Genomic DNA, 15,096 nt, shown 5'->3' with positions numbered 1-15,096 from the left:
CTTAGTCTTCCCAGATTGCGACGGCCTGCCCAAGCAGGTCTCGGTTCGTTGTCACACCGAGGCCCGGCGCATCGGGCGGCAGAACGCCACCGTTTTCGATTGGGGCGTCGAACGCCCCGGTCTGGATCGTCACCATGTCGCGCGGATCCAGAACACAGCGCAGCAGCCGTTCGGGCACAGTCGCACCCATATGGAAGATCGACGCGGCGGACAGAGTTGATCCCACCGTGTCCTGCACACTGATCGTCAGCCCGGCGGCGCGGCAGATGTCGCGGTGACGTCGGGCATGGGTCAGCCCCCCGGCTTTTGAGATTTTCAGCCCGACGCCATCGGCCACATCCAGCGCCACCAGCTTGGCGATATCGCCATCCTCTTGCGCCAACTCGTCCAGAATGATCGGCACATCGCAACGCTGGCGCAGGGAAAGCGTCTCGCGCCATGTGGCACAGGGGGCCTCCAGCACGAATTCCAGCCCGTTCGGCAGGGCGCGGAGCATCCGCAGCGCGGTTTCCGGGATCAGGCCGCCATTGGCGTCAACGATGAAATATTCACCCGGCTGCCGATCCGCCAATGAGGCCGCGATACGTTCGGCATCCAGCGCCGGGCCGCCTTCGGAATCCACCGCACCGACCTTGACCGAATGGCCCATATAGCCCATCGCGCGGTGTTCCGCGACGCGGGCACGCATATCCTCGGGCGTACCCGCGTAGATCGAACTGATCGCGGGCAGACGATTGCCCGTCGCGCCGCCCAGCAGTTTAAAGACCGGCAGGCCAACCGATTTACCGAACAGGTCCCAACAGGCCAGATCAAGGGCCGATTTCGCGTGGTTATGGCCCAGCAGCGCCTCATCCATCGCGTCATTGATCCGATCCACATCGCGCGGGTCACGACCGATCAGATAGGGGGCGATTTCTTCAACCCCGGCGCGGGCACCTCGTGCATGGGCGGCGATGTAGTTCGGGCCGAAGGGCGTGGATTCACCCCAACCCTCAGTCCCGTCATCGGCGGTGATACAGACGATGACGCTGTCAAACCCGGTGTAAATGCGCCCGCCCGACAATTCATAAGAGCCACCCGCATAGGGCAGGTGCAGTTCAAAAAGCTCGATCTTACGGATTTTCATGAGGTCACCTGCGGCGGGATCAGCACCAGCTGCCCGGTATGTGTTTTGGTCAGAAACTCTTCCTGCGCCGTCGCGATCTCGCTTAGCGGATAAGTCTTGGCGACCAGAGGGCGGATTTCCCCGGCCTCGATGTATTTCACGAGGTTTTCGAACACGATGTCCTCCTGAAACGTACAGCCCAACAAGGTGAGGTCTTTCAGGTAGAGCGTCCGCACGTCGATTTCACAGATCGGTCCGGCAATGGCCCCGGCGGTCGCATACCGCCCGCCCCGGCGCAGCACGTCCAACAGGCTGGGCCATTGCGGGCCGGCCACCAGATCGACCACCACGCCGATCGAGCCCTCCCCCAGTTCCGCCACCAGATCGGCATTGCGGTCCAGCACGCGATCTGCGCCCAAAGCCCGAACGGCCTCGGCCTTTGTAGGCGAACACATTGCGATCACATGCGCGCCGCGCCGTTTCGCCAGTTGCACCGCAGCCGACCCAACACCGCCCGAGGCACCGGTGACCAGAACGGTCTCGGCCCCGACGCTGGCGCGGTGCAGCATGCCCTCGGCTGTGGAATAGGCGCAGGGGATTGCTGCCAGTTCCACATCCTCCCAGTCGCAACTCACGGCATGGGTTTCCCGCGAAGGTGCGACGCAGAACTGGGCAAAACCCCCATCGCATTCACTGCCGATGGTCCAGCATTCAAAAGGGCGGTAGTCCACATAGGTCCGAAGCATGTTGCGCACAATCACACGCTCGCCAATGCGCGCCGGGTCGACCTCATCGCCTACGGCAGCAACATAGCCACAGACATCAGCGCCCTGAATGCGGGGGAAGGTCAAGGGCGTGCCAGACCAGCTGGCATCGTCATCGTCCACAGTCTCAAAACCTGAGGCACCACCGGTATTGGTGTCCTCGGTAACCGCCTTGGAGTACCAGCCGATCCGCGTGTTGATGTCGGTGTTGTTCACACCCGCGGCAGCGACCTGGATCAGAACTTCTCCGCGCCCCGGCTGCGGGACAGGCACGTCCGAGCGGTAGTGCAGCATCTCGATACCGCCATGGCCGGTCAGTTGGACCGCATGCATGGTTTCGGGGATCATGGTGTCTCCTTAGTATGAGGCGACTGGCGCGCCGAACAGCGTTTCGTCGGGGGTGACGCCCAAACCCGGCCCGGTCGGGCGCTGAATGTGGCCGCCTTGGATTGTGATGCCGTTTTCGGGATCGTAGTTGCCTTCGATGTAAGGGGCGGCGAGCCACGCGCCTTCCATCAGCGTCGGACGCACGGTGGATGCGATCTGCGTTCAGGCGGCGGCGATGATGTCCCCGCCCCAGCTGTCATCGCAGGTATGCGGCAGGTTGCGCGCCTCGCAGATGTCGCGGAAGGTGCGCATGTTCTGAAGGCCGCCGATCCGGGTGACTTTCATGCCAAACCCTTCAACAAGCCCGGTCCCGGCGGCCGAAATCACGGTGTTCAGGTCAACGCTGTTTTCATCCATGTAGATGCCATGGGTCACCTGAGGGCGGATCTTTTCCAGGTCCTGATAGGTGTTGCAGGGCTGTTCCATGATAAACGGCACATCTGGGCATTCGCGACTGACGCGCAGCGCATCGCGCGTGGTCCACCCGCGATTGCCATCGACCGCAAGGCGCATGCCTGTTCCGTCGACAACCTCCCAGACTTTGCGGATGGTTTCGATATCAATCTCAACCGGACGGCCACCCACTTTGATTTGCAGGCGAGGATAGCCCTCGGCCAGCTTCTCTTTGGCAAGGCGCGCGATATCGTCCGGCGCGCCCACACCGGTCGCATAGTAAGAGGGCACGCGATCGGTCTGTGCCCCGCCCAGCAGATTGGCGACGTTTACGCCCAGCTTTTTGCCAATCAGGTCATGGGCCGCGATGTCGATGGCGGCCTTGGCATAGTTGTGCCCGTTCAGCAGCCCGTTCATCCGGTGGTGCAGGGCCACAGGCCACAGATCCGCGCCGATCAGACCTTTTGCCATTGCCTTCAACGCAGCCCGCGCGCCCTCGGCATGCGCTTCGGCATAGGTGGGGCCAACCGGGCAGGTCTCTCCCCAGCCGGTCGTGCCATCCTCAGCTACCAGCTTGACCAACGTGGTGTCCAGTGCCCAGACCTCGGCATTGGCCATGGTGTAGGGGCCGTTCTTGACCGGCAGATCATGGGCGTAGATGTGGATTTCCTTGATCTTCATATCCGTCTCTTTTGTCGTGTGCCGGAGGCCCGGCCTAGTGAATATCGGCATCGGCCAGCAACGCGCGGGCGCAGCGCATCGTGGCCGAGGTTGCGGCCTCGGCCCCCATCAAACGCGCGCTCTCGGTCAGACCTTCGTGCAGGATGAACAGAGCCTCGGCCAAAGCCTCGACATCGCAATCGGGGGCCACGTGGATCAACCGCGCGCGGAACATGTCGCGGACATGCTGTTTATGCGTCGTGACGGCATCACGGATCGCGTCACTTTCGGGGTAGGCCGCCAGCGCGTTGCGGAACAGGCATCCGGTGTTTGAGACCTCGCGCAGCCAGTCCGCCAGGCGGGTCAGAACGTGCAATACGTGATCCGCGTCCCGGAGTTGATCCGTGCCGATCCAATCGGAATAGGCGGCGTCTCGATGATCCAACGCGCCTATGACCATCGCTTCGCGGCTGGGAAAATACTTGTAGAGCGTGCGCAGGGAAACATTCGCGCCCTCTCGCAAGGCTTCGACGCCTTGGGTGGCAAATCCCATCTCTGAAAACTGCCGGTCAAGATTTTCCGCGATTTTCTGCTGTGTCTCAGTCATGTCTCGGTGGTAGAGCGATCACTCTACCTGCACATCACCGTTTGCGACACAGACTTTCTTTCCAACGACAAAAAATGCCACCGGCAAGACCGGTGGCATGAAACAAGGGCGGGATGGCGGCAGGGTCGCGCCGCCAGTGCCGGAGTTTTCAGTTACATGTTGGGATAGTTCGGGCCGTCGCCACCCTGCGGAGTGGTCCAGGTGATGTTCTGGCTCGGGTCCTTGATATCGCAGGTCTTGCAGTGGACGCAGTTCTGGAAGTTGATCACGAACCGCGGGCCGTCGTCATCCTCGACCATCTCATAGACGCCAGCCGGGCAATACCGCTGCGCGGGCTCGGCGAATTTGGGCAAGTTGACGGCGACCGGGATCGACGGGTCGCCCAGCTTCAGATGGCAGGGCTGGCTTTCCTCGTGGTTGGTCATCGCGAAGGACACGTTGGTCAGTCGGTCAAAGGACAGAGTGCCATCGGGCTTGGGATAGTCGATCGGCTTGTGCTTGCTGGCCTCTTCGGTCGCTTCGGCGTCGTTCTTGCCGTGACCCATCGTGCCGAACAGCGAAAAGCCCAGCGTGTTGGTCCACATGTCCAGACCCCCCAGCGCCAGCGAGGGCATGAGGCCCCATTTCGACCACATCGGCTTGACGTTGCGCACTTTCTTGAGGTCCTGACCAATGGCCCCTTCGCGCACGTCGGTTTCATAGGCCGTCAGCTCATCACCGGAACGGTCAGCCTTGATGGCGTCAAAGGCCGCCTCGGCTGCGGCTTTGCCCGACAGCATCGCGTTGTGGTTGCCCTTAATGCGCGGCACGTTGACCATACCCGCCGAGCAGCCAAGCAGCGCCACGCCCGGAGCGACCAGCTTCGGCATCGACTGATAGCCGCCTTCGGTGATTGCGCGAGCGCCATAAGCCACGCGCTTGCCGCCTTTCAGCAGCTCAGCGACCATCGGGTGATGCTTGAAGCGCTGGAATTCCATGTACGGATACAGGTGCGGGTTTTTGTAATTCAGGTGAACCACGAAACCGACATAGACCTGGTTGTTTTCCAAGTGATAGATGAAGGAACCGCCACCTGCGTTGCTGCCCAGAGGCCAGCCCATGGTGTGCGTGACTGAGCCTTCCTTGTGCTTGGCCGGGTCGATCTCCCAAATCTCTTTCATGCCAACGCCGTATTTCTGCGGCTCTTTGCCGGCAGACAGGTCGTATTTGGCGATGACTTCCTTGGATAGCGAGCCGCGCACGCCTTCGGACAGGAAGACATACTTGCCGTGCAGCTCCATGCCCGGTTCGGTGCCGGGACCGTAGGAGCCATCTGCCTCCAGACCGAAGACACCGGCGACCACGCCTTTGACTTCGCCATTTTCGCCGTAGACCAGCTCGGAACAGGCCATGCCGGGGAAGATTTCCACGCCCAGCTCCTCGGCTTGCTCGGCCATCCAGCGGCAGACATTACCCATCGACACGATGTAGTTGCCGTGGTTGTTCATCAGAGGCGGCATCGGCGCGTTGGGGATGCGCAGCTTTCCGGCCTCACCCAGCATGTAGAAGTTGTCTTCGTTCACCGGTGTGTTCAGCGGCGCGCCTTTTTCCTTCCAATCCGGGATCAGAGCGTCCAGCCCGCAGGGATCCAGCACCGCGCCCGACAGGATATGCGCGCCCACTTCCGAGCCCTTTTCCAGAACCACGACATTCAGGTCGGCATCCAGCTGTTTCAGACGGATGGCCGCCGACAGGCCCGCGGGGCCAGCGCCCACGATCACCACATCGTATTCCATCGCTTCGCGTTCAATCTCGGCCATCGCGGGCTCCTTAGCTAACTTTCCGAATTGGCGCTTTTCTCATGCGGTCGGCGCAATTTTGTTTCTCGGCTGATTACATGGTGTGAAAGACTCAGGTCAATCGAAACACGGCGTAACAATGCCGCTATTCGACACTTCACGTGTTTGGCGAGTCGCCCATAAGGTATCTGGGACCGCTACCATGTGATTTGGCACGGTCATCGGGGTTGTAAAGGGCGCATTTCGGCAGGCTGAGGCACCCGCAGCCGATGCAGCCGTCCAGATTATCGCGCAATCGCGTCAGGGTGTTGATTCGCTGATCCAGATGGGCGCGCAGCGTGACGCTGATGTCTTTCCAGTCCTGCGGCGTAGGGGTTCGGTTACCAGGCAGGCCCGATAGAACCTCACGGATCTCGGGCAGGGTCAGGCCGAATTGCTGGGCGATCATCACAAAGCTCAACCGCCTGATATCGGCCCGCTGATACCGCCGCTGCCCGCCTGCATTGCGCCAGGGCGAGATCAACCCTTGCGCCTCATAGTACCGGATAGCCGACACCGCCAACCCGGTACGCCGCGCCAAAGCGCCAATTGCCAGACCTTCGGAAGCCGCCATTTCACCCTCGCAAAAATACCTTGACCTAAAGTTAGGTTTAGGAATTACGCTGAGTCGTGACAAGCCTGAAAAATGAAAGGACCTGCCATGATGGCCTCGCTTGAACACACCAACTTTACCGTCAACGATCCCAAAGCCTCGGCCGCCTGGATGCACAAAGTGTTTGGATGGGACATCCGTTGGGAAGGCGCCGCGATGGCGGGCGGCTATACGGTGCATGTGGGCACAAAACACACCTATCTTGCCCTCTACCGCCCCGAACACCCCGAGCCATCAAACGAAAGCAGCTACGACGTGGTCGGCGGCCTGAACCATGTGGGCGTTCTGGTCGAGGATATCGATGCGACCGAGGCCAAGGTGCGCGCGGCAGGTTTTACACCGCATAACCACGCCGATTATGAGCCGGGCAAGCGGTTCTATTTCAACGATGACAACGGGATCGAGTTCGAGGTGGTGCAATATGATTGAGATGTTGTGGCTCTGCACCCCGTCACAGCGGTGGCGCAGGAACAAGCCCCCGGATCACCGCCACAGGCGCGAACCGCCTCAGCGGAACGGCGCTAAGTCGCAAATCGACGTGTGACGCCCTCTTGGCCTCTTGCATTTCACGCTCCATTTAGGTCAGGTACTGAACGACCCATCATTCGCCCCGACGCTTTCCCCGCGGCGGGGCGGCTCAATTTATGCGTGGACAACAAGATTATGGAAAAAATTCCAATGACGCCTGCGGGCAATGCCGCGCTCGAGGCGGAGCTGAAAAACCTCAAATCCGTCGAGCGCCCGGCGATCATCGAAGCCATCGCTTCGGCCCGCGAACTGGGCGATTTGAAGGAAAACGCCGAATACCACTCGGCCCGTGAAAAGCAGGGCTTCATCGAAGGCCGCATCAAGGAGCTTGAGGGCATCCTGTCGCTGGCCGACGTGATTGATCCGGCCAAACTGTCAGGCGCAATCAAGTTCGGCGCCAAGGTGACGCTGGTCGATGAAGACACCGATGAGGAAAAGACCTGGCAGATCGTAGGTGAATACGAGGCCAATATCGAAAAAGGCCTACTGAACATCAAGTCGCCCATGGCCCGTGCCCTGATCGGCAAGGACGAAGGTGACAGTGTCGAGGTGCGCACCCCCGGCGGTGTCCGCTCTTACGAAGTTCTCAACATCGAATTCGCCTGACCCGGAGGGTCTGTCATGTCGGGGCCACAACCTGACCAGGAAAGCGAACGGCCAACCTCGCTGGGCATCTATGATCGCCCTCAGCGCCCGTCTGTGACCTCGATCGAGATTGCCGCCGGGGTGCTGAGTGTCATCTGGCTGGTGGTCTCGGTCGTATTCCTTGTTCTGCCCGACCAGACACAGGGTGGCGGGTTCATTGTGACCCTATTGGCGGTTTTCTTGCCGGTAGCGATGATTTGGGTTGCCGCAACGGCGATGCGTGCCAGCCGCGTCATGCGCGAGGAAAGCGCACGGTTGCAAACCGCGATTGATGCGATCCGTCAGGCCTATGTCGTTCAGCAACAGCGCGCCGCCAGCTCGTATGAGCCGACGGTGTCCAAGAAGCTGGACGAAATCGCCGCTGTGACGAAAAAGGCCGAGGACGCGCTTGCCACCTTCTCCAGCAAGCGGCGTGAACCCTTGCAGGTCGACCCACCTGCGCAAGGAGGACAGACCTCGCTGGCGCTGGGCACCACCGCTGAAGAGATCACACCGCCGCTGACCACCGATACCTTCATCCGCGCGCTGAACTTCCCCGAGACCGAGAAAGACACCGAAGGCTTCACCGCGCTTCGGATGGCCTTGAAGGATCGAAAAGCCTCCAAACTGGTGCAGGCCTCGCAGGATGTTCTGACCCTGCTCAGCCAGGAGGGCATCTATATGGATGACCTCCGACCCGATATGGCACGCCCCGAGGTCTGGCGTCAGTTTGCGCAGGGCGCACGTGGACGCTCGGTCGCGGCTTTGGGCGGGATTCGGGATCGTTCGTCGCTGGCGCTGACGGCAGCGCGGATGAAACAGGATCCGATCTTCCGGGATGCGGCGCACCATTTCCTGCGCCGGTTCGACAACATGATCGTCGAATTCGAAGCCAATGCCAGCGACGCGGAACTGACCGCCCTTGGTGATACAAGAACCGCAAGGGCCTTCATGCTGCTGGGGCGTGTGGCCGGAACCTTCGACTAGGCGGCAGGCACAGGCCAGCTCATCTTGGTGGCGCGGCTGAAGCCGAACAGGTGCCGAAATGGACCCGTCTTCTCAACACCCACAGGTTTGAACCCTTCGCGCTCGTACAAGGCCTGCGCGCGTGGATTGGTATCGATCACATCCAACTGCACTTCGGCCATACCACGTCGCTGCGCCTCAGCCTTGATGGCACAGAGCAGCGTTGTGCCAATGCCCCTCCCGCGGGCCCCAGCCGCGACAAAGATGCCGTCCATCTGGAACACACCGGGCTGCAGATCACGCTCCAACACGCTCAGAACCACACCACGCCAGAGCGCCCCGAACCAGCCATAGGCGCGGGCGAGGTCCGACAGGCTGCCGCCCGCCAAGCCGCCTTTGTTGGTCTTGAACCCCGCAAGGCCAAGCATCCGGCCATCAGCGTCACGCGCAACCAGCGCGAATTCCGGGTCGAGGGCCGTTTCAAAGAAGGCCAAACCTTTTTCATCCGGCCCCATCACCTTGTGCAGCTTGGCCGCAAAGGCCTGCCAGAACAGGGCTGCGGCTTGGGGCCTTTCAGCCTCACTGAACCCTTTGGAAACCGTGACCGTCACAGTCCAAAACTGCCGTAAGGGATAAAGCGCACCAGATCGCCCGGTTGAATGTGGCGCGCGCCGTCTTCGATCTCGACCAGCCCCTCGGCCCAGCTTAGCCCGCTGATCCGGCCAGAGCCTTCCGAGTGGAAAACCTCGACCCGCCCCTCGCGAATACGCGCGCGCAGATATTCGCGGCGACCGGGTTTCTTGCGTTTCTCAAAACCGGCGGGCACTTCGAAGCCCTGTGGTTCCTCCCACCCCTGCCCCGACATCTGGCACAGGGCCGGGCGAGCGAAGATCAAGGTACAGACCTTGGCGGCCACCGGGTTGCCGGGCAGGCCAAAAACCGGTGTACCCGACCACATGCCCAGAGCCAGAGGGCGACCGGGTTTGAGGGCAATACGCCATTCCTGCATTGCGCCCGCCTCGCGCAGCAGGGCCGAGACATGGTCCTCATCCCCTGCCGAAGCGCCGCCGCTGGTCAGGATCACATCGGCTTGCGTTGCGGCCTCATCCAACCTTACCCTTAGGGTTTCGCGGTCGTCGGCGACACGTCCCAGATCGACCGGCACAAATCCCATGCGGTCGATCAAAGACAGCAGCATTGGCCGGTTCGCGTCATATATCTGCCCGACACCTGCTGTCTCGCCCGGCTCGACAAGCTCATCCCCGGTGGACAGAACGGCCACGCGCAGAGGTTTGCGCACGGCCACCTTGGAAATACCGACCGCTGACAAAAGCGCCATGTCGGCCGGTGTCAGCTTGCGACCGGCTGTCAGGGCGACCTCACCCGCCGCTATATCTTCCCCCGCGCGACGCGTGTTTGCTCCCTGCTTCAACGGGCCGTGGAAGGCAATATGGCCGTCCTGAACCGTCACGTCCTCTTCCAAGATGACCGTGTCCACGCCTTCGGGCAGGGCCGCGCCAGTCAGGATTCGCAACGCGCGGCCAGCAGGCACCGTGCCATCGAACCGAATACCCGCCGCTGCACGCCCTTCGGTCAGCGGCATCACCTGCGCGCCTTCGGCAGCGGGGCCTGCGAACCCATAGCCATCCACTGCCGTGTTGGGCTGCGGCGGGTTCGAACGTTGCGCCACGACGTCCTCGGCCAGAACGCGACCCATCGCCTGCGCAAGCGGCGCAACCTCGGCCCCTGTGACGGGGCGCAAACGATCCCGCAGCAACGCGAGCGCATCATCCACCGGCGTCCAGTTCACCCCGGCGGGCAAAGCAAAACAATCGTTTCGCAATGGCGGAGGCGATATGTTCGGTTTGTCCTGCGCTACACCCAAGATCCACCCCTCCTCTGAGGCTGAAACGTTCAACTGTCTGTCCAATTCCTGATCCGTCATCAGCGACAGAGTCAAGGCAACCTGTTCGACTTGCCACGCATCCTTGATCCGATCTGGCGGCGCTGCACCAAGGTTGAGCGAGGGCCAGATCTCGACAAACGCCACCGGTTTATCCAGTGGCTGAAAGGGCCAAACGGCGATCTTGCCCGCGAAAGTGTGGCGGAGCCGGTTCAACACGGGCAGACCCATCATCACCTGTCCGCCGACGGTGCCTGCGCCTGCCATTTGCCAGCAGGTAAAACTGCCCTTGGCCAAATGCTCCACCGCGCGTCGATCCGGAAACGGGTTGTGATAGTCCTGTTTCGTGCGCGGCAGGCCAGCGATGTCGCGCCGCAGGCCATTCATCCAGAACGGGCCTTTGCCGCAAAAGCCCGAATTGATCTCCCCCGCGAGGTCAAAGCGGTTGTTGGAGCTCGGAGAGTCCTCAATCCGATCTTCAAACCAGTCCCACAGGACAAGCGGATCATGTGTTCCGGTGATCGCCTTGGCAAAGCCTGCGGGATAGCCGAAGGGGAAATCAAAGCCCAGCATCAGGCGGCGACCTGCAGACAGTTCAGTGTCGATCAGACTGTGCAGCCACTCCTCGGCGACCACCCGGTTGCGCAGGTAGTCCAATACCTGCACCGCGCCGTCGCGCACTACACAGCCCCAGATGGCATCTTTGCGAGGGCGCGGCCCAGTGTCGTTGCCACCGGACCAATCAACCATCGCAAAGCTATCGAAAAGGCTCACAAACCGACCTCGGAGAGGATGAAATCCGCAATGGCCGCCGTGTCGTTCAGATCGAACACGGGTCGGTCCAACTCCAGCGGAGTATCACTGGCCACAGCGCGGATCGTGTCATCCGACGGGGCGATCAGGTCATTGCCCGGTTCTGCGCGGAAGGCCTCGACCTTGGGGTGGCGTTCGCGTTTATAGCCCTCGATCAACACCAGATCGACCGGCGAGAGGCGGGCCAGCAGAGAGACCAGCGTAGGCTCATCCGCGCCGCGCAGCTCCTGCATCAGGGCGACGCGTTGACCCGAGGCCAGAAGAACCTCGCTCGCGCCTGCCATTCTGTGGCGATGGCTGTCGCGACCCGGCTGATCGACGTCAAAGGAATGGTGCGCGTGTTTGACGGTTGAGACGGTGTAGCCGCGTGCGGTGATCTCGGCCACCAGCCGCTCCATCAGCCCGGTTTTGCCTGCGTTCTTCCAGCCGGTGACGCCGTAAATCCTCATGCCTGCTCCAACAGTTTTTCAGCGCGTGCAAGGTCGTCCGGTGTGTTGACATTGAAGAACGGATCGAACGGGTCTGCGGGAAAAAGCGCCTCGCGCCCGTCATGCTTGTCGGTCCACAGTACGACCTTACGCAGCCCGTCGTTCAAAGCGGCGCGCAGATCGTCACGCAGCGCCACAGGCCAGAGGCCGAATGTCGGGTGCCGATTGACCTTCTTGCCGCCTGACTTCAAGGCCTCGTCTCCGGTACGGGGCGTCGTGGCAAGGACCAAAGGATCCGTTTGACCCTGAGCCACCTCGGTCAGCCGCACCACCAGATCACGCGGGAAGAACGGCGTGTCTGCAGCAGCGGTGACAATACTGTCAGCCCCCTGCTCTGCCGCCCAATCCAGCCCGGCCAGAACCCCCGCCAAGGGGCCTGCAAACCCTTCAATCGAGTCCGGCAGAACGGGCAGGTTCCATTCCGCAAACCGCACTGCGTCTCCGTTGGCGTTCAACGCAAGGCCATCCACCTGCTGGCCGAGCCGGTCGATGACATGAGACAACAAGCTCTGTCCCCCGATCTGCAAAAGCCCTTTGTCGCCACCGCCCATCCGGGTCGCAAGGCCACCTGCGAGGATCACTCCGAGGGGTTTGGTCATACCATCAGCCATTGGCACTTTTCCGGCGATGTTTCTTGTCCTCGGCGGCCACGCTTGCCGGGTCCACGTCGCGCAGCAGGCGGTCCTCGCCTGACAGGCACACAAAGCGCTGCCCACGCATGCGGCCGATCAGGGTCAGGCCGACCTCGCGGGCGATCTCGACGCCCCACGCGGTGAAACCGGACCGGGATGCCAGAACCGGAATGCCCATCATCGCCGTTTTGATCACCATTTCCGAGGTCAAACGCCCGGTGGTGTAGAGGATCTTGTCCTCCGCCGTCTCGTTCTCGGACAGCATCCAGCCTGCGATTTTGTCGACGGCGTTGTGGCGGCCTACATCTTCCATATACACAAGCGGTCGGTTTTCACGGCAGAGAACCGTGCCATGGATCGCACCGGCCTCGAGGTACAAAGACGGCGTGCGATTGATCTTGGCGGCCAGATCGTAAAGCCACGAGGTCCGGACCGACACTTGCGGCAGGCGCACGTCCTCCAACCCCTCCATCATGTCCCCAAAGACCGTGCCAACGGCGCAGCCACTGGTGCGTGTCTTTTTCTTCAGTTTGTCCTCATACGAGGTTTCACGGGCCGTCCGCACCACTACGGTTTCAAGGTCATCGTCATAGTCGACCCGTGTGATTTCATCATCAACCAGCAGCATCCCCTGATTGCGCAGAAAGCCCAACGCCAGATACTCGGGATAGTCGCCAATGGTCATTGCGGTCACGATTTCCTGGGAATTGAGGAAGATCGTCAGCGGGCGCTCTTCGACCACCGAAATCTGGCTGACTTCGCCATTCTGGTCCACACCTTCGACGGCGCGCGTCAAACGGGCCGCGCCGGGATCGGGGGCGATGATGTAGTCCGAGACGTCCAGTTCTGTCACCAATTGCAACCCCTTCCCAAGACCGCTACTGCTGCTGCGAATACCATAGGATTTAGCCATGGCAGACGCCACATCCAAGTCATACTTCTGGAAAGGGTTTCGCGACGGGACACCCTTCATTTTTGTCGCGATTCCCTTTGGAACCCTGTTCGGGGTTTTCGCCGCCGAGGCCGGGCTGGATATCGTGCAGGTCGTCGCCTTCTCGGCCACGGTTTTCGCCGGAGCAGCGCAATTCACCGCCCTACAATTGCTGCAGGAGAACGCACCGACAGCCATTGTACTGGCCTCGGCCCTTGCGGTGAATTTGAGGGTGGCGATGTATTCAGCCTCACTGACGCCGTTTCTGGGGGCTGCCCCCATGTGGCAAAGGGCCTGCGCCGCCTATCTGACGGTTGACCAATCCTATGCCTGCTCGATCGTGCAGTTCGAAAAAGAGCCGAAGATGACCGTGCCGCAGCGCATGGCGTATTTCATCGGCTCGGTCACGCCGATCACGCCGTGCTGGATTCTGGCGACCTATCTGGGCGCGGTTTTGGGCACCCGGATTCCAGAAAGCTGGGCTTTGGATTTCGCCCTGCCGATTACCTTTCTGGCCATGCTGGGGCCGATGATGCGGACGCTGCCCCATGTCATTGCAGCCCTTGTGGCGCTGGTCGTGTCGTTGCTGGCCGTGAGCGTGCCGTTCAATCTGGGCCTGCTGATCGCCGGAACCGCAGGCATGATCGCAGGTGCTCAGGCCGAGGTGATATTGGATCGTAGAAAGGCGCACGCATGACGCAGATCGACCCCACCACCATGTGGACCGTCATTATCGGCCTGGCCATCGGCAGCTTTGCCCTGCGCTTTGTGTTCATCGGCTTTGTCGGAGACCGCCCGATGCCACCCTGGCTGCTGCGCCACCTGCGCTACACCGCCGTGGCGATCCTGCCTGCGCTGATCGCGCCGCTGGTCGTATGGCCCGCCGCGACCGAGGGCCAACCGGATGCAGCCCGAATGGCGGCTGCGGCTGTGACGCTGTCTGTTGGAGTGTTCACCAAAAACGTGCTGGCAGCGATCTTTTCCGGCGCGGCCACACTGTACGGTCTGCTTTATCTACTGGCTTGAAGCCGCGTCCAGCTGGTTCAGAGCGGCGTTATTGGCTGCCAGACCTTTTTGCAGATCGGCATCGTCATTCTCGCGATATTCTTCAGTGATGACACCGGGAATTTCGGCGAACTGTTCCGAAAGCTTGATCGGAAAGAAAGTCACTTCGATCTGCTCGAATCCGGGTACCTGCTGCAACAGCCGCGCGGTTGAATTGGCGCAAAAAGACCCTGCGACAGGCCCGGTCTGCTTGGCCAATTGCAGCGCGATCTCAGCCTGTTGCGGCGTCACCTGAATGGTCTGGATGCGGGCAAAATGCGTCTCGCGCGCGTGAGAGCTGCGATAGGCGCGCTCAACCGCTGGGGTGATGCCGTATAGAACATCATCCCGCACCGGAACGATATCCGCCCGGAACGAGCCTGCTGGGTCAAAAATCACCCTCTCGCTGGCACCGATCATCAACGAGGTATGCGCCCCCGAACCGGAGCGCGTGTTGATCATCGTATAGAGCGTCAGGGTCGACGGCCCAGGATCACGGTAGGACCTCGATACGATCTCAGCCTGTTCTGCCTGAGGGCGTTTAGAATTCGCGCAGCCAGCCACTGTTGCCGCCAAAAGGCAGGCGATCAAAATCCTGAACACGGTCGACCCCGAAAGATTTAGGAAGCGTAAAGCGCCAGCAGGAACGCCAGTATCGCGATGGCGACACAGCACCAGACGGTAGCCTTGATGAAGCCCTCAAAGGTTTTGGTTTGAACGGTGATGTCCATTTCGCCGTGCTTGTGTTCAGCCATGAGTCTCAGATTCCCAGTTCGCGTGTTTATCCGCTGGATAATCGAAATTTTCGGGCCTGTCACCAC

19 protein-coding genes are annotated in these 15,096 nt (G+C 61.2%); 5 read left to right on the top strand and 14 right to left on the bottom strand.

Going from position 1 to position 15,096, the window contains the following annotated elements; translation table 11 throughout:
• Position 1: 1 nt before the first annotated feature.
• From ACR0KL_RS12400 to soxR, 7 genes are all read right to left on the bottom strand, one after another.
• A complete protein-coding gene (locus ACR0KL_RS12400) occupies positions 2-1,126 on the bottom strand; it encodes a mandelate racemase/muconate lactonizing enzyme family protein (RefSeq protein ID WP_480777093.1) in 1,125 nt (374 codons plus the stop codon).
• Positions 1,123-2,217 (bottom strand): alcohol dehydrogenase family protein, encoded by a 1,095-nt coding sequence (locus ACR0KL_RS12395; RefSeq protein WP_480777092.1) that lies wholly within the window; start codon positions 2,215-2,217, stop codon positions 1,123-1,125. Before ACR0KL_RS12395 ends, ACR0KL_RS12400 begins: the two co-directional genes overlap by 4 nt.
• 9 nt (positions 2,218-2,226) lie before the next feature.
• Positions 2,227-2,400, bottom strand: coding sequence for a hypothetical protein (locus ACR0KL_RS12390; protein ID WP_480777091.1), 174 nt, complete (start codon positions 2,398-2,400; stop codon positions 2,227-2,229).
• Between the two features lie 18 nt (positions 2,401-2,418).
• Complete coding sequence (locus tag ACR0KL_RS12385) at positions 2,419-3,330, bottom strand: mandelate racemase/muconate lactonizing enzyme family protein (RefSeq protein ID WP_480777090.1); 912 nt, start codon at positions 3,328-3,330, stop codon at positions 2,419-2,421.
• Positions 3,331-3,364: 34 nt separating this feature from the next.
• Complete coding sequence (locus tag ACR0KL_RS12380; RefSeq protein ID WP_480777089.1) at positions 3,365-3,916, bottom strand: TetR/AcrR family transcriptional regulator; 552 nt, start codon at positions 3,914-3,916, stop codon at positions 3,365-3,367.
• A gap of 152 nt (positions 3,917-4,068) precedes the next feature.
• Positions 4,069-5,715, bottom strand: a complete 1,647-nt coding sequence (locus ACR0KL_RS12375) for an electron transfer flavoprotein-ubiquinone oxidoreductase (protein ID WP_480777088.1) — start codon at positions 5,713-5,715, stop codon at positions 4,069-4,071.
• Between the two features lie 136 nt (positions 5,716-5,851).
• Positions 5,852-6,307, bottom strand: a complete 456-nt coding sequence (gene soxR / locus ACR0KL_RS12370; RefSeq protein WP_170379057.1) for a redox-sensitive transcriptional activator SoxR — start codon at positions 6,305-6,307, stop codon at positions 5,852-5,854.
• An 87-nt stretch (positions 6,308-6,394) separates the two neighbouring features.
• Between soxR and ACR0KL_RS12365 the strand changes: the two genes are divergently transcribed.
• The 3 genes from ACR0KL_RS12365 to ACR0KL_RS12355 all read left to right on the top strand — a co-directional run bounded on the left by ACR0KL_RS12365 (position 6,395) and on the right by ACR0KL_RS12355 (position 8,485).
• Complete coding sequence (locus ACR0KL_RS12365; RefSeq protein ID WP_170678972.1) at positions 6,395-6,775, top strand: VOC family protein; 381 nt, start codon at positions 6,395-6,397, stop codon at positions 6,773-6,775.
• A 234-nt stretch (positions 6,776-7,009) separates the two neighbouring features.
• Positions 7,010-7,480: a transcription elongation factor GreA gene (greA, locus tag ACR0KL_RS12360; protein ID WP_170379061.1), complete on the top strand. Its 471-nt coding sequence runs from the start codon at positions 7,010-7,012 to the stop codon at positions 7,478-7,480.
• Positions 7,481-7,495: 15 nt separating this feature from the next.
• A complete protein-coding gene (locus ACR0KL_RS12355) occupies positions 7,496-8,485 on the top strand; it encodes a hypothetical protein (RefSeq protein ID WP_170678678.1) in 990 nt (329 codons plus the stop codon).
• Here ACR0KL_RS12355 and ACR0KL_RS12350 read toward each other — a convergent pair.
• The 5 genes from ACR0KL_RS12350 to ACR0KL_RS12330 are packed head-to-tail and all read right to left on the bottom strand — an operon-like array spanning position 8,482 to position 13,162.
• Complete coding sequence (locus tag ACR0KL_RS12350) at positions 8,482-9,075, bottom strand: GNAT family N-acetyltransferase (protein ID WP_480555105.1); 594 nt, start codon at positions 9,073-9,075, stop codon at positions 8,482-8,484. The genes ACR0KL_RS12355 and ACR0KL_RS12350 overlap by 4 nt on opposite strands.
• Positions 9,072-11,117 (bottom strand): molybdopterin-binding protein, encoded by a 2,046-nt coding sequence (locus ACR0KL_RS12345; RefSeq protein ID WP_170678968.1) that lies wholly within the window; start codon positions 11,115-11,117, stop codon positions 9,072-9,074. The genes ACR0KL_RS12350 and ACR0KL_RS12345 overlap by 4 nt, the downstream gene beginning before the upstream one ends.
• Before the next feature lie 20 nt (positions 11,118-11,137).
• Complete coding sequence (gene mobB, locus ACR0KL_RS12340; protein ID WP_480777087.1) at positions 11,138-11,629, bottom strand: molybdopterin-guanine dinucleotide biosynthesis protein B; 492 nt, start codon at positions 11,627-11,629, stop codon at positions 11,138-11,140.
• Positions 11,626-12,267, bottom strand: a complete 642-nt coding sequence (mobA, locus tag ACR0KL_RS12335; RefSeq protein WP_170678964.1) for a molybdenum cofactor guanylyltransferase MobA — start codon at positions 12,265-12,267, stop codon at positions 11,626-11,628. The genes mobB and mobA overlap by 4 nt, the downstream gene beginning before the upstream one ends.
• A gap of 4 nt (positions 12,268-12,271) precedes the next feature.
• Positions 12,272-13,162, bottom strand: coding sequence for a formate dehydrogenase accessory sulfurtransferase FdhD (locus tag ACR0KL_RS12330; protein ID WP_170640026.1), 891 nt, complete (start codon positions 13,160-13,162; stop codon positions 12,272-12,274).
• Between the two features lie 49 nt (positions 13,163-13,211).
• Here ACR0KL_RS12330 and ACR0KL_RS12325 point away from each other — a divergent pair, with 49 nt between their 5' ends.
• Both ACR0KL_RS12325 and ACR0KL_RS12320 read left to right on the top strand, forming a co-directional pair.
• Positions 13,212-13,928, top strand: coding sequence for an AzlC family ABC transporter permease (locus tag ACR0KL_RS12325; RefSeq protein ID WP_170379071.1), 717 nt, complete (start codon positions 13,212-13,214; stop codon positions 13,926-13,928).
• Positions 13,925-14,257 carry an AzlD domain-containing protein gene (locus ACR0KL_RS12320; RefSeq protein ID WP_170469111.1) on the top strand — a complete coding sequence of 111 codons (333 nt, stop codon included), beginning with the start codon at positions 13,925-13,927 and terminating at the stop codon, positions 14,255-14,257. Before ACR0KL_RS12325 ends, ACR0KL_RS12320 begins: the two co-directional genes overlap by 4 nt.
• Here ACR0KL_RS12320 and ACR0KL_RS12315 read toward each other — a convergent pair.
• Both ACR0KL_RS12315 and ACR0KL_RS12310 read right to left on the bottom strand, forming a co-directional pair.
• On the bottom strand, positions 14,246-14,878 hold the full coding sequence (locus ACR0KL_RS12315) for a hypothetical protein (RefSeq protein ID WP_170553704.1): 633 nt from the start codon (positions 14,876-14,878) through the stop codon (positions 14,246-14,248). The two genes, ACR0KL_RS12320 and ACR0KL_RS12315, sit on opposite strands and share 12 nt — an antisense overlap.
• Before the next feature lie 17 nt (positions 14,879-14,895).
• Positions 14,896-15,030 (bottom strand): aa3-type cytochrome c oxidase subunit IV, encoded by a 135-nt coding sequence (locus tag ACR0KL_RS12310; RefSeq protein WP_170379077.1) that lies wholly within the window; start codon positions 15,028-15,030, stop codon positions 14,896-14,898.
• Positions 15,031-15,096 lie beyond the last annotated feature (66 nt).

This window comes from Ruegeria sp. C8, assembly GCF_056537565.1.
This window is presented reverse-complemented; position numbering and strand designations above follow the sequence as displayed.

What these genes read in the sequence shown, in the direction of transcription:
- ACR0KL_RS12400 (WP_480777093.1), bottom strand. Translation starts at nt 1,126, where the DNA reads ATGAAAATCCGTAAGATCGAGCTTTTTGAACTGCACCTGCCCTATGCG.
- ACR0KL_RS12395 (WP_480777092.1), bottom strand. Translation starts at nt 2,217, where the DNA reads ATGATCCCCGAAACCATGCATGCGGTCCAACTGACCGGCCATGGCGGT.
- ACR0KL_RS12385 (WP_480777090.1), bottom strand. Translation starts at nt 3,330, where the DNA reads ATGAAGATCAAGGAAATCCACATCTACGCCCATGATCTGCCGGTCAAG.
- ACR0KL_RS12380 (WP_480777089.1), bottom strand. Translation starts at nt 3,916, where the DNA reads ATGACTGAGACACAGCAGAAAATCGCGGAAAATCTTGACCGGCAGTTT.
- ACR0KL_RS12375 (WP_480777088.1), bottom strand. Translation starts at nt 5,715, where the DNA reads ATGGCCGAGATTGAACGCGAAGCGATGGAATACGATGTGGTGATCGTG.
- soxR (WP_170379057.1), bottom strand. Translation starts at nt 6,307, where the DNA reads ATGGCGGCTTCCGAAGGTCTGGCAATTGGCGCTTTGGCGCGGCGTACC.
- ACR0KL_RS12365 (WP_170678972.1), top strand. Translation starts at nt 6,395, where the DNA reads ATGATGGCCTCGCTTGAACACACCAACTTTACCGTCAACGATCCCAAA.
- greA (WP_170379061.1), top strand. Translation starts at nt 7,010, where the DNA reads ATGGAAAAAATTCCAATGACGCCTGCGGGCAATGCCGCGCTCGAGGCG.
- ACR0KL_RS12355 (WP_170678678.1), top strand. Translation starts at nt 7,496, where the DNA reads ATGTCGGGGCCACAACCTGACCAGGAAAGCGAACGGCCAACCTCGCTG.
- ACR0KL_RS12345 (WP_170678968.1), bottom strand. Translation starts at nt 11,117, where the DNA reads ATGGTTGATTGGTCCGGTGGCAACGACACTGGGCCGCGCCCTCGCAAA.
- mobB (WP_480777087.1), bottom strand. Translation starts at nt 11,629, where the DNA reads ATGAGGATTTACGGCGTCACCGGCTGGAAGAACGCAGGCAAAACCGGG.
- mobA (WP_170678964.1), bottom strand. Translation starts at nt 12,267, where the DNA reads ATGACCAAACCCCTCGGAGTGATCCTCGCAGGTGGCCTTGCGACCCGG.
- ACR0KL_RS12325 (WP_170379071.1), top strand. Translation starts at nt 13,212, where the DNA reads ATGGCAGACGCCACATCCAAGTCATACTTCTGGAAAGGGTTTCGCGAC.
- ACR0KL_RS12320 (WP_170469111.1), top strand. Translation starts at nt 13,925, where the DNA reads ATGACGCAGATCGACCCCACCACCATGTGGACCGTCATTATCGGCCTG.
- ACR0KL_RS12310 (WP_170379077.1), bottom strand. Translation starts at nt 15,030, where the DNA reads ATGGCTGAACACAAGCACGGCGAAATGGACATCACCGTTCAAACCAAA.